This window comes from Rahnella sp. RFA10(1/100) (genome assembly GCF_004195115.1).
Classification (GTDB): domain Bacteria; phylum Pseudomonadota; class Gammaproteobacteria; order Enterobacterales; family Enterobacteriaceae; genus Rahnella; species Rahnella perminowiae.
In genome coordinates, this window is sequence record NZ_SEWR01000004.1 from 446,859 (window position 1) to 465,439 (window position 18,581).

General features: G+C 56.4%; 10 protein-coding genes and 1 other RNA gene. 10 read left to right on the forward strand and 1 reads right to left on the reverse strand.

Annotated elements, in window-relative coordinates:
• Positions 1 to 246: 246 nt before the first annotated feature.
• The 9 genes from ETV65_RS15360 (at position 247) to ETV65_RS15400 (ending at position 8,503) form a co-directional block, all read left to right on the forward strand.
• Positions 247 to 329: non-coding RNA, RtT sRNA (locus ETV65_RS15360), on the forward strand.
• A 286-nt stretch (positions 330 to 615) separates the two neighbouring features.
• Complete coding sequence (locus ETV65_RS15365) at positions 616 to 1,653, forward strand: dipeptidase (protein ID WP_129953679.1); 1,038 nt, start codon at positions 616 to 618, stop codon at positions 1,651 to 1,653.
• Positions 1,654 to 1,823: 170 nt separating this feature from the next.
• On the forward strand, positions 1,824 to 1,895 hold the full coding sequence (gene pqqA, locus ETV65_RS15370) for a pyrroloquinoline quinone precursor peptide PqqA (RefSeq protein ID WP_013578120.1): 72 nt from the start codon (positions 1,824 to 1,826) through the stop codon (positions 1,893 to 1,895).
• A gap of 57 nt (positions 1,896 to 1,952) precedes the next feature.
• Positions 1,953 to 2,864 (forward strand): pyrroloquinoline quinone biosynthesis protein PqqB, encoded by a 912-nt coding sequence (pqqB, locus tag ETV65_RS15375; protein ID WP_129953680.1) that lies wholly within the window; start codon positions 1,953 to 1,955, stop codon positions 2,862 to 2,864.
• A 12-nt stretch (positions 2,865 to 2,876) separates the two neighbouring features.
• Positions 2,877 to 3,644 (forward strand): pyrroloquinoline-quinone synthase PqqC, encoded by a 768-nt coding sequence (gene pqqC, locus ETV65_RS15380; protein ID WP_129953681.1) that lies wholly within the window; start codon positions 2,877 to 2,879, stop codon positions 3,642 to 3,644.
• A 26-nt stretch (positions 3,645 to 3,670) separates the two neighbouring features.
• A complete protein-coding gene (gene pqqD, locus ETV65_RS15385; protein WP_235174637.1) occupies positions 3,671 to 3,928 on the forward strand; it encodes a pyrroloquinoline quinone biosynthesis peptide chaperone PqqD in 258 nt (85 codons plus the stop codon).
• Complete coding sequence (pqqE, locus tag ETV65_RS15390; protein WP_129953753.1) at positions 3,891 to 5,048, forward strand: pyrroloquinoline quinone biosynthesis protein PqqE; 1,158 nt, start codon at positions 3,891 to 3,893, stop codon at positions 5,046 to 5,048. The genes pqqD and pqqE overlap by 38 nt, the downstream gene beginning before the upstream one ends.
• A gap of 7 nt (positions 5,049 to 5,055) precedes the next feature.
• The gene (gene pqqF, locus ETV65_RS15395; protein ID WP_129953683.1) at positions 5,056 to 7,323 is read left to right on the forward strand and encodes a pyrroloquinoline quinone biosynthesis protein PqqF; all 2,268 of its coding nucleotides are present in this window, start codon (positions 5,056 to 5,058) and stop codon (positions 7,321 to 7,323) included.
• Between the two features lie 49 nt (positions 7,324 to 7,372).
• Positions 7,373 to 8,503, forward strand: coding sequence for a membrane-associated sensor domain-containing protein (locus tag ETV65_RS15400; protein ID WP_129953684.1), 1,131 nt, complete (start codon positions 7,373 to 7,375; stop codon positions 8,501 to 8,503).
• Between the two features lie 41 nt (positions 8,504 to 8,544).
• Here ETV65_RS15400 and lldD read toward each other — a convergent pair whose 3' ends face one another.
• The gene (gene lldD / locus ETV65_RS15405; protein ID WP_129953685.1) at positions 8,545 to 9,708 is read right to left on the reverse strand and encodes an FMN-dependent L-lactate dehydrogenase LldD; all 1,164 of its coding nucleotides are present in this window, start codon (positions 9,706 to 9,708) and stop codon (positions 8,545 to 8,547) included.
• Between the two features lie 467 nt (positions 9,709 to 10,175).
• Between lldD and ETV65_RS15410 the strand changes: the two genes are divergently transcribed.
• Positions 10,176 to 18,578, forward strand: a complete 8,403-nt coding sequence (locus ETV65_RS15410; protein ID WP_129953754.1) for a glucoamylase family protein — start codon at positions 10,176 to 10,178, stop codon at positions 18,576 to 18,578.
• Positions 18,579 to 18,581 lie beyond the last annotated feature (3 nt).

Sequence of the window (18,581 nt, forward strand, 5' to 3'; positions counted from 1 at the left end):
TCTGAACTCCCCTCGCTTTTTCAATACGCGCTCCGCTCGCTGGCTATGTTTCAGGTATCTCCGCGACAGGCTGGAAATCTTGCCGCTGCGCGGTACCTTCTCTCGGTCCTGAAGCCTGAGGTCTTCAGGCCGCTCCGTTCAGCAAGCTTTCTGAATCGCCCCCACGATCTTAAATTCAACGGCATACTGTTTTTTATCTTTTAAAAAGGTTGATTGGCGTGCTCAAAATCCAGCTGAACGGAGCGGCTTCGAGACCTGTGGCTCGGGTCGAGCTCTGCGAGACAACGTCACGAAGTGACGGCCCGAAGGGCGAGGCCGCAGGCCGAGTAACACCGAGAGAAGGCAGTGCGAAGCACCTGGATTTGCGCCACTCACTATTGCACCAGAACATGTCCGTCGTGCCTGCGACAGCGCGCAGTAAAAGAGCCCGGAGGGTCTTGGGGGGTGGCGGCGATAGGCCGCCCCCCAAGTCGGTGTGGGCCGACGCCCACGGTCTTGACCTTGACCTGGAAATTGATTTTAAAATCGCCCCCTTTGCACCGATCCGTGCAAAAAAACCAAAACTTACATAATTCCCCATGTTTCAACATGACTTTATAAAGTACCATTAACATCATGAACACCATCCCCAATACTCCTGTCTTTGACGGTCATAACGACCTGTTACTTCGCCTGTGGCTGCATGACGCAGCAGATCCTGCTGCTTTGTTTCTTGATGGCTCCCTTGAGGGGCATCTCGATCTCAGGCGCTGTCGTCTGGGTGGCTTTGCAGGCGGATTATTCGCTGTTTTTGTACCACCTGCTTCGTATATGCCACAACTGAAGCCCAATTCCCCTGCAGAAATCCATGATGCTTACACCATTACGCAAGCGCAGATTTCGCTGCTGGAACGCCTTGAAACACAGTCCGCCGGGCGGGCAAAAATCTGCCGGACGGTCGGTGAAATTGAAGCGTGTATTGCGCAGAATGTGCTGGCGATGGTGATGCATATCGAAGGGGCGGAAGCACTCGGGGATGATTTCTCGCGGCTGGAGCGCTGGTATGAAAAAGGGCTACGCAGCATCGGTCCGTTGTGGAATTTACCCAACCAGTTTGGTACCGGTGTAAAGGGTGACTTCCCCGGTTCGCCTGACACCGGAGATGGCCTGACGCCCGCCGGGCTTGGATTATTGCGTGAGTGTAACCGGAAAAAAATTCTGTTTGATGTCTCGCATATGAATGAAAAAGCCTTCTGGCAGACGGCGACATTCAGCGATGCTCCGCTGGTCGCGACCCACTCAAATGTGCACGCGCTGTGTCCGCAACCGCGCAATCTGACCGATAAACAACTGGCCGCAATTGCAGAAAGCGATGGCTTCGTTGGTGTTAATTTCGGCACTGCTTTTCTGCGGGCCGATGGAAAACGTAACGGCGATACCCCGGTAACCGAAATTGTTAAACATCTTGATAACCTTCTTGATAAACTGGGGGAAGAAAATGTCGGTTTTGGTTCGGATTTCGACGGTATCAATGTGCCGGATGCTCTCTGTGATGTTGCCGGAATGCCTTTGCTGCTTCAGGCGATGTCTGATGCGGGATACGGCAATGAATTGATCGAAAAAATCGCGTACCGCAACTGGCTGAAATTATTAAAACAGACCTGGGGTGAATAGTTTTTCATCCGGGGTTTTGCGTTAATCCCTGTGGCTTACAGGGCAATATCGGTTTGCGTTCATCGCAACATTTTTATAGCCAAACCATCAATATTTGACAATAAGCCGATCACCTGCCGCAATTAAAGCAGCAGTGAACTTAACACTGTAATCACCAAGAGGACATTATTATGTGGACTAAACCTTCATTCGAAGACCTGCGTTTAGGCTTAGAAGTGACACTGTACATTTCTAACCGCTAAGCCTTTATGCCCACGGTTAACTGTGGGCATCTTCCTTCCCTTTCCCCTGGTTTTCATATGCAGATTATCGTACTTGGTTCCGCAGCTGGTGGCGGTTTCCCTCAGTGGAACTGCAATTGCAGCAATTGTCAGGGCGTGCGCAATGGCACCATGAAAACGTCCCCGCGCACGCAGTCTTCTATTGCCGTCAGCGATAATGGCACCGACTGGGTGCTGTGTAATGCCTCGCCGGACATCTGTCACCAGATTGCCGCTACGCCGGAACTGATAAAACACGACGTTTTACGCGGCACCGCTATCGGGTCAATCATCCTGACCGATAGCCAGATTGATCACTGCACCGGCCTGCTGAATTTGCGTGAAGGCTGCCCGCATCAGGTGTGGTGTACGCCGGAAGTCCACGAAGATCTGACCACCGGTTTCCCGATCTTTACCATGCTTTCTCACTGGAATGGTGGCCTGCAACACCACGCTATCGAGCCGGAGAACCGCTTCTCCGTTGCCGTGTGCCCGAACCTTACATTCACCGCCATTCCGCTGCTGAGCAATGCGCCACCGTATTCGAAATATCGCGGTAAGCCGCTGCCCGGTCACAATATCGCGCTGTTTATCGAAGACTCCCATACCGGCACCTCGCTGCTGTATGCACCGGGTCTGGGCGAGCCGGACGATGAACTGCTGAAATGGCTGAACAAAGCGGATTGCCTGCTGATTGACGGCACACTGTGGCAGGACAACGAGCTGGCAACCACCGGCGTAGGCCGAAATACCGGCAAAGACATGGGCCATCTGGCGCTTGCCGAAGAACAGGGGCTGATCGCCCTGCTGTCGTCACTTCCGGCAAAACGCAAAATTCTCATCCATATTAATAATACCAACCCGATCCTCAATGAATCCTCTGCCGAGCGGCAGGCGTTGACACAACAAAACATCGAAGTCAGCCGGGACGGGATGCGCATCGAACTGTAGGGCAAAACGACCATGAGCATATCGACAACACAGACGTCACCGATGACGCCGCAGGAATTTGAACAGGCGCTGCGTGCCAAAGGCGCGTTTTATCACATCCATCATCCGTACCACATTGCGATGCATAACGGTCAGGCGACCCGCGAGCAAATTCAGGGCTGGGTGGCGAACCGTTTCTATTATCAGACCAGCATTCCGCTGAAAGACGCGGCGATCATGGCCAACTGTCCGGATGCGCAAACCCGCCGTAAATGGGTACAGCGTATTCTCGATCACGACGGACATGGCGGCAGTGAAGGCGGTATCGAAGCCTGGCTGCGTCTGGGCGAAGCGGTGGGGTTAGACCGCGATGTGCTGCTTTCAGAAGAAAGGGTGTTACCGGGGGTGCGTTTTGCGGTCGATGCCTACGTCAATTTTGCCCGCCGCGCCGTCTGGCAGGAAGCCGCGTGCAGCTCGCTGACGGAACTGTTCGCTCCGCAAATCCATCAGGCACGCCTCGACACCTGGCCGCAGCATTACACATGGATTGAGGAAGAAGGTTACGGTTATTTCCGCAGCCGCCTGAGCCAGGCTAACCGCGACGTCGAACACGGCCTGCAACTGGCGCTGGAGTATTGCGATACTGTCGAAAAACAACAGCGCATGCTGGAAATTCTGCAATTCAAACTCGATATTTTGTGGAGCATGCTCGACTCCATGAGCATGGCCTACGAACTGAACCGCCCGCCGTACCACAGCGTGACGCAACAGGCGGTCTGGCATAAAGGAAGACTCCTGTGATCACCATTACCGAACACTACACGCCGATGTTTCGTCGCGGCTACCGCATGCAGTTTGAGAAAACGCAGGACTGCCATGTGATTTTGTATCCGGAAGGGATGGCGAAACTCAACGACAGCGCGACCTTCATTTTACAACTCGTGGATGGCGAGCGGACGATCGCCAATATCATTGATGAGCTGAATACGCGTTTCCCGGATGCCGGCGGCGTGAATGACGACGTCAAAGACTTCTTCGCTCAGGCCCATGCACAAAAGTGGATTACGTTCCGTGAACCGGCTTAACCCTGCGGTCAAACCGCCGCTGTGGCTGCTGGCCGAACTGACCTACCGCTGCCCGCTGCAATGCCCGTATTGCTCGAATCCGCTTGATTTCGCCAAACAGGAAAAAGAGCTGACCACCGCCCAGTGGATCAAGGTGTTTGAAGAAGCGCGGGAAATGGGCGCGGTGCAAATCGGTTTCTCCGGCGGCGAACCGCTGGTGCGTAAAGACTTGCCGGAGCTCATCCGCGCTGCGCGTGATCTGGGTTTTTACACCAACCTGATCACGTCCGGCATCGGGCTGAGCGAAAAGAAAATCGATGCGTTTGCCGACGCCGGACTGGATCATATCCAGATCAGTTTTCAGGCCAGCGATGAGACGCTGAACGCCGCGCTGGCGGGTAACGCCAAAGCATTCCGGCAAAAACTCGACATGGCCAAAGCGGTAAAAGCCCACGGTTATCCGATGGTGCTGAACTTCGTGTTGCACCGTCATAACATCGATCAGATCGACAAGATCATTGATCTGAGCATTGAACTGGAAGCCGATGATGTCGAGCTGGCGACCTGTCAGTTTTATGGCTGGGCGCAGCTCAACCGCGAAGGTTTACTGCCTACCCGCGACCAGATCGCCCGCGCCGAAAATGTGGTGCACCAGTACCGCGAAAAAATGGCCGGCACCGGTAATCTGGCCAACCTGCTGTTTGTGACACCCGATTATTATGAAGAACGTCCGAAAGGCTGCATGGGCGGCTGGGGAGCGATATTCCTCAGTGTGACGCCGGAAGGCATGGCGCTGCCGTGCCACAGCGCGCGCCAGTTGCCGGTGGAATTCCCGTCGGTGCTGGACAATACCTTGCAGGAAATCTGGTACGACTCGTTCGGTTTTAACAAATACCGTGGCTTTGACTGGATGCCGGAACCCTGCCGTTCGTGTTCAGAAAAAGAGAAAGACTTCGGCGGCTGCCGCTGTCAGGCCTTTATGCTCACCGGCAATGCCGACAACGCCGATCCGGTGTGTTCAAAATCTGAACATCACGGCCAAATCCTCGCCGCACGAGAACAGGCCAATTGCACCAACATTCAGATCAATCAGTTGCAGTTCCGCAACCGCGCGAACTCTCAGTTGATTTTTAAAGGCTGAGGGTCTGATGCTGCCAGCCGCAGAGACCCTGACACTGAGCAACGGATTGCGGGTCAATATTCTCCATGACCCGCAGGCTTCACGTGCCGCCGCGCTTATTCATCTCAATGCCGGAAGCCATCACGAACCGGAGGAATTTCCCGGGCTGGCGCATCTGTTTGAGCATGTAGTGTTTGCCGGAAGCCATCAGTTTCAGGGCGATGACCGGCTGATGATGTGGGCGCAGGCGCAGGGCGCACGACTCAACGCCACCACGCATGCCACCTCGACGGCATGGTTTTTTGATATGACACCGGCAAAGTTTGAAGACGGACTGGCGCGTCTGACGGACATGCTGGTGCAGCCTTTGCTGACCACAGATGCCGTACAGCAGGAAGTGGCCGTAATCGACGCCGAATATCGCATGCTGACCACTCATGCGGATTCCCTTTGTGATGCGGCGCTGAGCCTGGCTTTTGCCGCACCGGCACAACTGCGCGATTTTCACATCGGTAACCTTACCGCTTTCGGTGAGGATATTTCCGCTCTGCAACAGGCGCTGATACATTATCATCAGCAATTCTTCACCGCACGACGGCTCACGCTGTGGCTGCAAGGCCCGCAATCGGTCGCTGAACTCGCTGCACTGGCCGGGCGTTACGGCAATGCCTTTGCTGCCGGTAAAGGTTCCCCACCGGCCCATACTCAGCCACTGGCGCTGAGCCGGGAACGCTATCTTCAGTTGCGTCTGGAAAGTTCGCCACGCCTGCGTTTTTCATTCCCGGTGACGCTTTCTCCGGCGCTGACATTACTGCGCCAGTTGCTTACCGATGAAGCGCCGGGCAGTTTACTGGAACAACTGCGAACGCAGGCGCTGGCCGACAGCGTGCGGGTTTCGCTGCCTTATACGGATACCACGCACGCCATCCTCAGCATTGAATTTTTCGTCTGCGATACCCCCCTGGCCTTGCGTGCCGGTGTCGAAACGTTGTTCTGCCACTGGCTGCAACAGGTTGGCGACTTAAGCACCGGACATTTGCAGCATTATGTTGCCCTCGCCCGTCGCGACTTCAGCCGTTTAACACCGCTGGAGCAACTGCGCGCCCGTACCCTGGATTTCCCGCCTGCGGCTCAAAACGGCTGGCAGAAATTGCTCAGCGAACTAAAGCCGGAAAATATGACACGGCTGTGGATTGCCCGGGATGTGCACGGACATAACGCGTCAGTTCAGGGTTTTACTTTGCCGGTCAGTTTCTCTGCCTGGCAGTCGCAAAGTGACAGCGTCACTGAATCACACTTTATGTTTTACCTCCCTCACGCAGAAGAAGCGCATACAGCGGATGAAAGCATACAGACAACCGGCGCTCCGCTGACCTTACTGCAGGCCTGCATCGCCCGTGCGAGCCTGCGGGCACTGTGTGCATTGTCCGCCCATCAGGGGAATTCGCTGATATTCAGCTACGAACAGGGAAACGGATTATTACAGCTTAGCGGATGTCAGGCATGGACGGCGCGCACGCTCGCGGCCGCACTGAGACTGCTGCGCGCGCCTTCTCCCGCCGCGCTGGCACAAGGCAGGCGACTGTTTGAGCAGGAACAGCGTCAGCTGAGATCGGACATCGCGATACGCACCCTGCTGGCAACATTGCCGGAAGTGGTCAGCGGATCGTCCGGTAACGTACATGAGTTGCCGACTCCGGGTGACGATGCCGCCGTGCTGATGTTCTGCCCGCTGGCGGAAAACACTGCTGAATGTCTGGCCGCCACGCAGGTTTTGGCATCTTTCCTCGAGCCAAAATTTTTCCAGCAATTGCGCGTCGAAAAAAATGTCGGATACGTGGTGAGTTGCCGTTTCCATCAGACGGCGCGTCAGTCCGGGATTTTGTTTGCATTACAATCGCCGTCGTATGACACAGAAACGCTGCTGGGGTTTATCGATACGTTTATCGCGGAGATCCCGTCCGTCATTGATGGCATCACCCCACAGACACTGGAAGAAAAGCGCTGCACGCTGCGGGAATCGCTGAGCGTGAGGCCAGCTGACAGGCTGGAAGCGGCGAGGCAACAGTGGCTGAGGGAGTTTGCCTGTGCGCCGGAAATCAATGAAGCGTCTGTTGCGGCGATTACAACAGAACAACTGCTCGCCTGTGTACGAGCACCGGACAACTCCCTTCCCTGCGCAGCGGAGGGTTGGAGTGGGGTATTGCAGAAAAATCAAGAAGTTGATGTCTGCTTTGGCCATCGCTTCGTCCTTAAAACCCCCTCCCCGCCTCCCCCTTCGCAGGGTGAGGAGTAAAAAGTTTTCTTCAGCTACACTGTACGCAGATAAGATGTTAAGGATAAACATGCAAACTCCTCCCGCTCTCCAGCCGGACCACGCATTCGACACCCTGCTGGATCACTATAAAAAAGCGTCATTGCGTACCAGCGGCATCTGGTTACTGCTCGCTAATCTGAGCTTTGTGCTTTTTCTGTTTGGCCGGCACCAGTTCCGGGTATTGCTGGATCCGCACGCCGATGTGGCGGTTTCCGGTCCGGTGCTGGATAAGCTGGCACTGATTTTTCTGGTTTTTATCATCCTTCTTTTACCCGTATTGCGCTTCATACGCTCACGTACGCCCGCGATGGTACTGGCGTTTCTGGTCGGTTTGTACTGGGCCGTCGTGTTCCATTTCATGCTGACCAGTGATACGCAGCAACAACTGGTCTTCCCGCTTTTCTGCATGCTGATTTTTACGGCGCTGATTGCGTTGTACCCGACCATGCCGATCCTTTACAGCTTCACATTGCCGCTGTGGTTTTCATTATTTTTTCATCTGATACTGCTGAAAGCGGATATTCCGGTTCTGGAAATCGTCGCGATGATTGTCGCCAGCGCCCTGTTTGAGACAGCGCGTATTATGCTGAGCCGCTGGTTTGTGCTTTCCGTGCGGCGGGAATGCGACAACCAGTTGCTGGTCAGTAAGCTGGATAACCTGGCACATTACGATCCGCTGACAGGTGTAGCGAACCGCCGCCAGCTCGATAAACAACTTCAACAACTGATTGCACAAACGGAACGTCAGGGCGGTATTTTTTCCCTGATCATGATTGACGTGGATTATTTCAAAAAATACAACGACCATTATGGTCACCAGGCCGGAGACAACTGCCTCGTGGGCATTGCGGAGTGTTTCAGGCAGGTGGTCAGGCAACCGGCCGATCTGGTGGCCCGTTATGGCGGTGAGGAGTTTGTGATCCTGCTGCACAGCGCCGCTGCAACAGATGCAGAAGTGGTCGCACAACGCATCAGGCAAAGCGTGGCGCAGGCGGCCATCCCCCACGCCTTATCGCAGGTGGCAGACACGGTGACAGTCAGTCAGGGCATTATGCAATGGTCGCCGGGCATGACTTCGCTGGAATTACTCCAACGTGCCGACGGCGCACTGTATGACGCCAAGCATGCAGGACGAAACGGCTATTGCGTGGGACAGTGAAGCAGGGCGTGGCTTCGAACGGAAGTTACGCCCTTTGCATTTTATAAGCTTGCGCGGTGAACCTGATTCCGTCCGTAGACCAGGGAGTCCCCGCTGATGTCAGCAATGGATTTCGCACCGGTCAGTATCATTGCGACCCGCATTTCTTTTTCGATAAGATTCAGCAGATTAATCACCCCCGCTTCGCCCGCTGCGGCCAGTGCATACACAAATGCCCTGCCCAACAGCACACTGTCGGCACCGAGGGCGATCATACGCACCACATCCAGCCCGGTACGGATGCCGGAATCCGCGAGAATAGTGATATCGCCTTTCACCGCATCCGCAATAGCAGGCAACGCGTGAGCGGTGGACAGCACCCCGTCGAGCTGCCGGCCGCCGTGGTTGGAGACCACAATGCCATCGGCACCAAATTTTACGGCGTCTTTGGCATCTTCCGGATCCAGAATGCCTTTAATAATCATCGGACCTTTCCAGAACTCACGGATCCATTCCAGGTCTTTCCAGGAAATCGACGGGTCGAAGTTCGCCGCCAGCCAGCCGATGTAATCCTCCAGTGTGGTCGGTTTACCGCGATAGGCCGAAACATTACCAAGATCATGCGGTTTGCCATTCAGGCCGACATCCCATGCCCATTGCGGATGCATCACTGCCTGAAACATCCGGCGTGCGACGGCATTCGGGCCACTCATACCGGAATGCGCATCGCGATAACGTGCGCCGGGCGTCGGCATATCCACGGTAAACACTAATGTTTTGACGCCCGCGGCCTGCGCACGTTCCAGCGCATTGCGCATGAAACCACGATCTTTGAGTACGTAAAGCTGGAACCACATCGGACGGTCGATGGCCGGTGCCACCTCTTCAATCGGACAGACAGAGACGGTCGACAACGTGAAAGGAATACCTTTTTTCGCTGCCGCACGGGCCGCCTGAACTTCGCCGCGTCGCGCGTACATGCCGGTCAGACCCACCGGTGCCAGCACGACGGGCATCGCCAGCTTTTCGCCAAACAGTTGGGTCTCCAGGCTGAGATCAGACATGTTTTTGAGGATGCGCTGGCGCAGGGCGATATCGGCCAGATCGGCGGTATTACGTCTGAGCGTATGCTCGTTGTAAGCACCACCGTCGATGTAATGAAACAGAAATGGCGGCAGTTTACTTTTTGCCGCAGCGCGGTAGTCCGTTGATGCAGAAATGATCATGATATTTTCTCGTTATTCATAACGCGCTCTTTTATTTGGCGCTGTAGGGGTGCAGAAAGTGTAGTTGAAAATACACAACACGAGAGAAAACAATGACAACGAATTTCAGCGCTGTTTCACGATCCCCATTAATTTTGCAGTGATCTGCGCTGAAACCTCAGCAACTTTGGAAACTAAACCCACGCTCCGCCCCAAAAGAGACTAAGCTCAGGGGAGACGCCCGCCCGGCGACAAATTCGATCTGCCTCCCTGCCCTCTGCCCACTATTCTCTTCGAGTGAACTCTTATCGCAGCCCAGGCAACTGCCTTTTCGGGTTCGCGTAAGGTATGTCGACGTGAAAAATGCTGTGATTAACTGGTTTAAAAGTAAAAGAGCACCACCTGTTCCGGTCATTACCCGACGTCATCGGGCCAGCGCGCTGGAAAATCCCGCGCCTATCCGCGCCGAACTCTTCTCAGCGGATCAGATGGAACGTTTTGGCGGCAAGCTGGCACTCTCGCATAAACTTTCCGGTAAGAAACTGCCCTACTACCTGCTTAAACGTCTCGACGATAACGAAAAAGTCCTGACCCGCAGCTGTCTTGTCCTTAGCAGTGGCGACAAAGCCAGTATCACGCCCGCAGGAGAATGGCTGCTCGACAACTTTTATCTGATCGAAGAACAGATCCGCGTCGTTCGCCAGCTGCTTCCGAAAAACTTCGGCAAAGGCCTGCCCTCACTGGGCGCACCGCATTTTTGCCCGCGCATTTATGACATCGCCACCGAAGTCGTCAGCCACAGCGACGGACTCTGGGACATCACCACGCTCACCCGTTTTCTCTCCACCTATCAGAGCGTGCGACAGTTGACGCTCGGCGAATTGTGGGCGTTTCCGGGGATGCTGCGCCTGGCGCTGATCGAGAACCTGCGCCGCGTCAGTATTGAAGTGGCAAATGCCCAGCAGGAGCGCAATCTGGCCGATTTTTGGGTCAATAAATTGCAAGACAGCGCCGAGAACGATCCGGCCAGTCAGATCATAGTGATTGCCGATATGGCACGCAGCAATCCACCGCGCACCAGCGCGTTTGTCGCTGAACTGGTTCGCCGTCTGCAGGGACACGGTTCAATACTGGCGCTGCCGCTGACCTGGGTGGAACAGCGTCTGAGTGAAGTCGGCCTGACGCAGCGGGAAGTGATCGACAAATTTAATCAGCAACTGGCGGCCAACCAGCTTTCAGTCAGCAACAGCATTATGGGATTACGTCAGCTGACAGAAATGGACTGGGCGGATTTCGCTGAAAATCTCAGCGTGGTGGAGAAAATTCTGCATGAAGATCCCGCTGGCATTTACGCCTCCATGCACTTCGATACCCGCGACAATTACCGCCATCAGATAGAACGCCTTTCGCGAAATTCCCGCCACGACGAGGCCTTTGTTGCCAGCCGCGCGATTGCCTTAGCACAACAGGCCAGCGGTGCTGTCCAGCAACGACATGTGGGTTATTACCTGATCGACGCCGGGCGCAAGGCACTCGAAAAAGACCTGAATGTCAGATTCTCATGGGTAACGCGCATGCGTGGCCGCCTCAACCAGACTCCGCTACTCTCGTGGCTCGGCAGCCTGTTGCTGCTGACCACCGCCGTCACCGCTGATGCACTCTACCGTTCCGCCCATACGCCCATGCACTGGTTATGGTGGAGTTTGTTAGTACCGGTAGTGCTGGTCGCCAGCCAGTTCGCGCTCAATCTGCTCAGCGAAATCACCACCCGCAGCCGGACGCCGCAACCGCTGCCGCGCCTCGAATATGCCGGTGGCATTCCCGCATCGGCCAGCACGCTGGTGGTGATCCCTTGTCTCCTCGGCAGTCGCAAGAATATCGAGGCGCTGATCAGCAGTCTCGAGGTTTGTTATCTCGGCAACGTGTTACCAAACCTGAATTTCGCGCTGCTCAGTGATTTTCATGACAGCGTAAATCCGCAGAATGCGGATAACGATGCCCTGCTGGCCTTTGCCGTGCAGCAAATTCAGGTGCTGAACCGCCGTTATCCCTCTGCGCAGGGTGCACTGTTTACGCTGTTGCACCGCGACAGCGAACTCAATGAGAAACAAGGCGTGTGGATGGGGTATGAGCGTAAGCGCGGCAAACTGAATGCGCTTAACCGCTGGCTGCGCGATGAAGGCGAGCCGTTCTCGCTGACCGAAGGCAGCACGCAGGCGCATCTGCGTCAGGTGAAATACGTTATCACTCTCGACAGCGATACCGTGCTGCCGCGGGCCACCGCCCATCAGCTGATCGCGGCAATGGCGCATCCGCTCAATCATCCGGTGTATGACGAAAAACGTCATCGGGTGGTTTCCGGTTACGCCATTCTCCAGCCACGACTGGCGGAGGAAATCCCGGAAAATGGTCAGGGACGCTACGCCGCTTTATGCAGCAGCGTGCCGGGCAACGATCCTTATTCGTCGATGTCTTCCGACATCTATCAGGATTTATTCGGGGAAGGCTCTTTTGTTGGTAAAGGTATTTACGACGTCGATATGTTCATCCGCGCGACGGACAATACCTGCCCGGAAAACCTGGTGCTCAGCCACGACCTGCTGGAAGGCTGTTACGCGCGCTCGGGTATGCTCAGCGATGTGGTGCTTTACGAGCAATATACCGATCATTATCTGGCAGACGTGGCGCGTAAAACCCGCTGGATCCGTGGTGACTGGCAGTTGCTTAACTGGCTGGGGGTTTATGTCACGCAGGAAGATGGGACGCGCCGCCGTAATCCGCTGACCACGCTTTCCCGCTGGAAACTGTTCGATAACCTGCGCCGCAGTCTGGTCGCGCCAGCCCTGCTGGTTCTGATCTTCACCACGCTGCTGGTGGTGCCGGACAAACTTTACTGGCTCGGTTTTATTACCGTGATGTTGCTGTTCCCGGCGCTGGTGGCGCTGGTGTTAGACCTGCTGAATAAAGGGCCGCGACGGGCGCTGGTTCCGCATCTGAAAAGTGTGGCATCGGCCACCGTCAGCCGGATTTCCCGCGTGTTGCTTAATCTGATGACGTTGCCGCACGAAGCCGTTTATTCGGTGCAGGCGATTTTGCTGACACTGTGGCGACTCAGTGTCAGCCATCGCAAGTTACATGAGTGGGCGAGCATCAATATCAGCGCGAAATCCCGTGCACATTCGCCGGGATATTTCTACCGCCGCATGTGGGCTAATCCGCTGGCAGGCGTGGCGGTCATTTTGCTCGCTGCGCAGGCAAGTCCGCCGCTGCTGGGCTTTGCCGTCCCGCTCGGCCTGCTGTGGTTTATCGCGCCGCGTATTTTGTGCTGGCTGAGTCAGCCTGCCCGCCGCCAGGTACCGGATCTGGACGCACAACAACAAATTTATCTGCGTCAGGTTGCCCGTCAGACCTGGTCCTTCTTTGAAGTTTTCGTGAATGAAACAGAAAACTGGCTGCCGCCGGATAACTTCCAGGAAATCCCACAGCCGGTGATCGCGCACCGCACCTCGCCGACCAACATCGGGCTGTCACTGCTGGCCAATATTACCGCGTGGGATTTTGGTTATCTCACCCAGGGTGAAGTGCTGGAACGCACTATGCTGACGCTCGATACGCTGGATAAACTCGAGCATTATCGCGGACATTTATATAACTGGTACGACACACGCACGCTCCAGCCGCTCAATCCGCGCTACATTTCCAGTGTAGACAGCGGCAATCTTGCCGGGCATTTACTGACGCTGCGCACCGGCTTACGTCTGTGGCGAACACAGCCAGCCATCAATCTTCCGTCATGGCTAAAAGGTCTGGAAGACACGCTGAATATGGCGGAAGCCCCGGCAGATGCCCCGCTGGCGGCTAAGCTTCGCGAAAGTCTGAAACAGGCTGCGGGCGAAAAAGCTGAGCAGAGTATTTTGAGCCTGCGCGAGATGCGTGTGCTGATTGCCGCCACCGCAGAAGGCTGGCTGCAACGACTGGCGCAGCAACTTGATGCCGGTCTGCAGGCGTGGTCAGAATTTTACGCAGAATTGTCGCCGGAGGCGCAAAACGCACCACTCCCTTCGCTGCAATGGCTGGCGCAACAGGATGCCCGAACGGCACCGGCGCTTTCCCGCGCGATCGGTCTGGCACGGCAGCGTCTGGACATTATCGGCGAACTTGAACAGCGCCTTAATGACCATGCGCGCATGGATTTCCGCTTCCTGTACGACAAGAATACCCATCTGCTGACCGTCGGATATAACTGCGACTCTCATAAACTGGACAGCGGGAAATACGATCTGCTGCCTTCTGAAATTCGGCTGACCAACTACGTCACTATCGCCACCAACCAGTTGCCGCAAAAAAGCTGGTTTGCGCTCGGACGCCTTTTCACCGTGATCGACAAACAGCCGTCGCTGATGTCGTGGAGCGGATCGATGTTTGAATACCTGATGCCACAACTGGTGATGCCGGCCTATCCGGATACCCTGCTGGTGCAGATGTGTCAGACCGCCGTTGACCGGCAAATCGCCTGGGGTAAGGAAAACAGCGTGCCGTGGGGGATTTCTGAATCCGCTTATGCGGCATTTGACCTCAACCAGAATTATCAGTATCACGCGTTCGGCGTGCCCGGTCTGGGCCTGAAGCGAGGTCTTGGTGAAGACATGGTGGTCGCGCCTTATGCCACCATGATGGCGCTGATGATCCGCCCGCAGGAAGCCTGCCTCAATCTCAATGTACTGGAACATTGCGGGGCGCGTGGCGAATACGGTTTTTACGACGCGCTGGATTACAGCCCGTCGCGTCTGATCCGTGGCCAGATTTACATCGTGGTGCGCTCTTACATGGCTCACCATCAGGGAATGGGTTTCCTGGCGCTGGGCAATGTGCTGCTCGGCGCGCCGATGACCGCACGCTTCGCCGCCAATGCCGCGTTCCAGTCGGCACGCCTGTTGTTGCAGGAACGGGTGCCGGATGCCGTCGAGCTTTACAGTCCGCGTCGTCACTTTGAATCTCATGACAACACGCTGCAAAAAGTAAACATTGAGTTGCGTGAATTCACCGACACCAGCAGTGCCTCGCCGGAAATTCAGCTGCTGTCTAACACGAATTACCATCTGATGGTGACGCAGGCCGGTGGCAGCGTCAGCCGCTGGAAAGACCTGACGCTGACCCGCTGGCGGGAAGATGCAACACGCGATAATCGCGGGATTTTCTGCTATCTCAGCGATCCGGAGTCCGGCGCGGTCTACAGCAATACCTGGCAACCGCTCGGCAAACAGAAAGGCACCTATCATGCGGTGCTGAACGATTTCGGTGCGGAATTCAAACGCACACAGGGTTCGCTGACCATGCAAACCCACATCGTGGTTTCGCCAGAAGACGACGTCGAAATCCGTCGCATGACGGTTACGCATCATGGCCGCCGTCCGCGTGAGCTGGAAATCACCACCTATGCCGAAGTGGTACTGGCGCCAGCCGCCAATGACACCGCGCATCCGGCCTTCAGCAATCTGTTTGTGCAAACCGAACTGGTGCCCGCACAGGAAGGGATTTTGTGCCACCGCCGTCCGCGTGAACCGGAAGAACAGTGCCCGTGGATGTTCCATATGATGGCGATCCACGGCTCTTTCGAACGCGAAACGTCGTTCGAAACCGACCGGTCGGCCTTTATCGGACGCGGCAATACCGCGGCTAGCCCGCAGGCCTTGCGTCAGGGCGGACCGCTCACTAACAGCGCCGGTGCGGTGCTGGATCCGGTGATGTCCATCCGCCAGCGCATTACTCTGAAACCCGGCGTGCCAGTGATTATCGATATGGTGTACGGCATTTCCGACACCCGGCTGCAAAGTCTGATGCTGCTGGAAAAATACCGTGACCATCATATTGCTGATCGGGTATTCGAAATCGCCTGGTCGCACAGTCAGGTGGTGCTGCGCCAGCTGAATGCCACCGAAGATGACGCGGGATTGTATAACCGTCTGGCCGGTGCGCTGGTTTTCGCCAGTCAGGAACTGCGCGGCGATGCGCAGACCGTGGCCGCCAACCGCCGCGGGCAATCCGGTCTGTGGGGGCAATCGCTTTCCGGCGATCTGCCGATCGTGCTGCTCACCCTGACCAGCGATGAAAATATCGGGCTGGTAACGCAACTTATCCGCGCGCACAACTACTGGCGTCTCAAAGGGCTGAAGGTCGATCTGGTGTTGTTATGCAATGACTCCGGCGGCTATCAGCAGGCGTTGCAAAATCAGATCCTCAGCCTGGTCGCTTCCGGCGCGGGCTCCAGTCAGACCGATATTCCGGGCGGAATTTTTGTCCGCAATGGCGAACAACTGACGCAGGAAGACCGCACACTGCTGATGAGTGTGGCGCGGGTGGTGATCGACGACCGCCGCGGCTCGCTGGCCGATCAGCTCAACCTGCGTATGCAATTGCCACACGTCTCACTGCCTGCTCTGTTGCCAGTACGCACCGTCACCGACAATACGCCGGTTGCCGCAGCGCCACGTGACCTGACCTGTTTCAACGGGCTGGGCGGATTCTCGCCGGACGGACGTGAATATCAGATTGTGCTCAACGAAGGCCAGAACACGCCTGCGCCGTGGTCAAACGTGCTGGCAAATGCCGGTTTCGGGACGGTGATTTCAGAAAGCGGACAGGCCTATACGTGGTTTGAAAATGCCCACGAATACCGCCTTACGCCGTGGGAAAACGATCCGGTCAGCGACAGCTCCGGTGAAGCGTTATATCTGCGCGATGAGGAAACCGGCAGCGTCTGGTCACCGGCACCGTTACCGGTACGCGGCAACGGCGGCTATGTGACACGCCACGGTTTTGGCTACAGCGTTTTCGAGCATACCGGACACGGGATCAGCAGCGAAATGACGGTACTCGTGGCGGAACATGCGCCGGTGAAACTGATTATGCTGACGCTGACCAACGTCTCGGGGCGGCCACGCAGGCTGTCTGTGACCGGTTATGCCGAATGGGTGATGGCGGATTTACGCGCCAAATCAGCCATGCATATCGTTACCTCCGCGGCCCATGTGGCTCAGGGTTGCGGCGTGCTGGCGACCAACCATTACACCAGCAACGGCTCCCCGCGCACCGCCTTCTTCGCCGTAACCGGCGCGCACTGTTCGGTGAGCGGCGATCGTCGTGAGTTCCTCGGGCGCACAGGGTCAACGGCAGCGCCCGCTGCAATGAAAAATCAGCGGCTGTCGGATAAAACCGGCGCAATGCTCGATCCGTGCGGTGCGGTTCAGTCCGCCACCACGCTCATTGACGGCGATCAGCGCACCTTTGTTTTCGCCCTCGGTCTGGGACAAAACGCCGGTGAGGCCGAAGCCTTAATCCATCAGTTCTTCCAGGAAGGCGCCGCGCAGGCTGAGCTGGACAGAATTCATCACCACTGGCATCAGGTGCTGGATAAAATTCAGATCACCACGCCGGATAAATCTGTCGACCTGCTGACTAACGGCTGGCTGATTTATCAGACCCTCGCCAGCCGGATCCTTGCCCGCAGCGGCTATTACCAGTCCGGCGGCGCGTTTGGTTTCCGCGACCAGTTACAGGATACGCTGGCGCTGACCCACGCGGCGCCGGAACGTATGCGTGAGCAGATCCTGCTGTGCGCGTCACGGCAATTTATCGAAGGCGACGTTCAGCACTGGTGGCATCCGCCAACCGGCAACGGCGTGCGCACCCGCTGTTCCGATGACTATTTATGGTTGCCGCTGGCGATCAGTCATTACATCGCGGTGACCGGCGATCACGCAATTGCAGAAGAACAGGTGCCGTATCTTGTGGCGCGCTTGCTGGCTCCGGGCGAAGAGTCGTTTTACGAACAACCGGTGGTCAGCGGAACACGCGAAAGCCTGTGGCAGCACGGTATCCGTGCGCTGAAACATGGCCTGCAAATGGGCGGGCATGGCCTCCCGCTGATGGGCGCGGGCGACTGGAACGACGGCATGAATCTGGTCGGTCTGGGCGGACGCGGGGAAAGCGTCTGGCTGGGCTTCTTCCTGTATGACGTGCTGCAACGCTACGGCGAACTGGCGGAAATCCGTCAGGACACCGCCACCGCCACCTTGTGCCGCGAAGAATCGGCGCGGCTTAAACAAAATCTCAACGATCATGCCTGGGACGGCGAATGGTATCTGCGCGGTTATTTCGACAGCGGTGAAACGCTTGGTTCGCACGTCAATGCGGAATGCCAGATTGACGCCATCGCTCAGAGCTGGTCAGTGCTTTCCGGGGCAGGCACACCGGAACGTACCGCCAGCGCCATGCAGTCGGTGGACAAATATCTGGTGGACAGTGACGCGGGGCTGATCAAACTGCTGACGCCACCTTTCGACGGCAACGGGCCGAATCCGGGATACATTCGCGGCTATCTGCCGGGCGTACGCGAGAACGGCGGGCAATACACGCACGGGGCAATCTGGGCGGTGATGGCTTTTGCCAGACAGGGCAACACCGAACGCGCGTGGCAACTGATGTCGATGATCAACCCGATTAATCACAGCCTGACACCGGATGCCGTCAGTCGTTACAAAGCCGAACCTTACGTGATTTCCGCCGATATTTACTCGGTGGATCCGCACAGCGGGCGCGGCGGCTGGAGCTGGTACACCGGCTCCGCTGGCTGGACGTATCGCCTGATCACCGAATCTTTGCTCGGCATCACCCGCCACGGCGACGCCATTTCGATCCACAGTAAACTCCCGCAGGACTGGCCGGAAATCACCGTCACCTACCAGCAGGGCAGCAGCCGTTATCTGATCACCGTCCGCCGCAGTACCGGAGAATATTGTGTAACGCTGGACGGCACTCCACTTGCCGGTGACAAGATCCCGCTCAATGATGATGGCGTTGAACATCGGGTGGAGGTTGAATTGGGAGAGTGATAC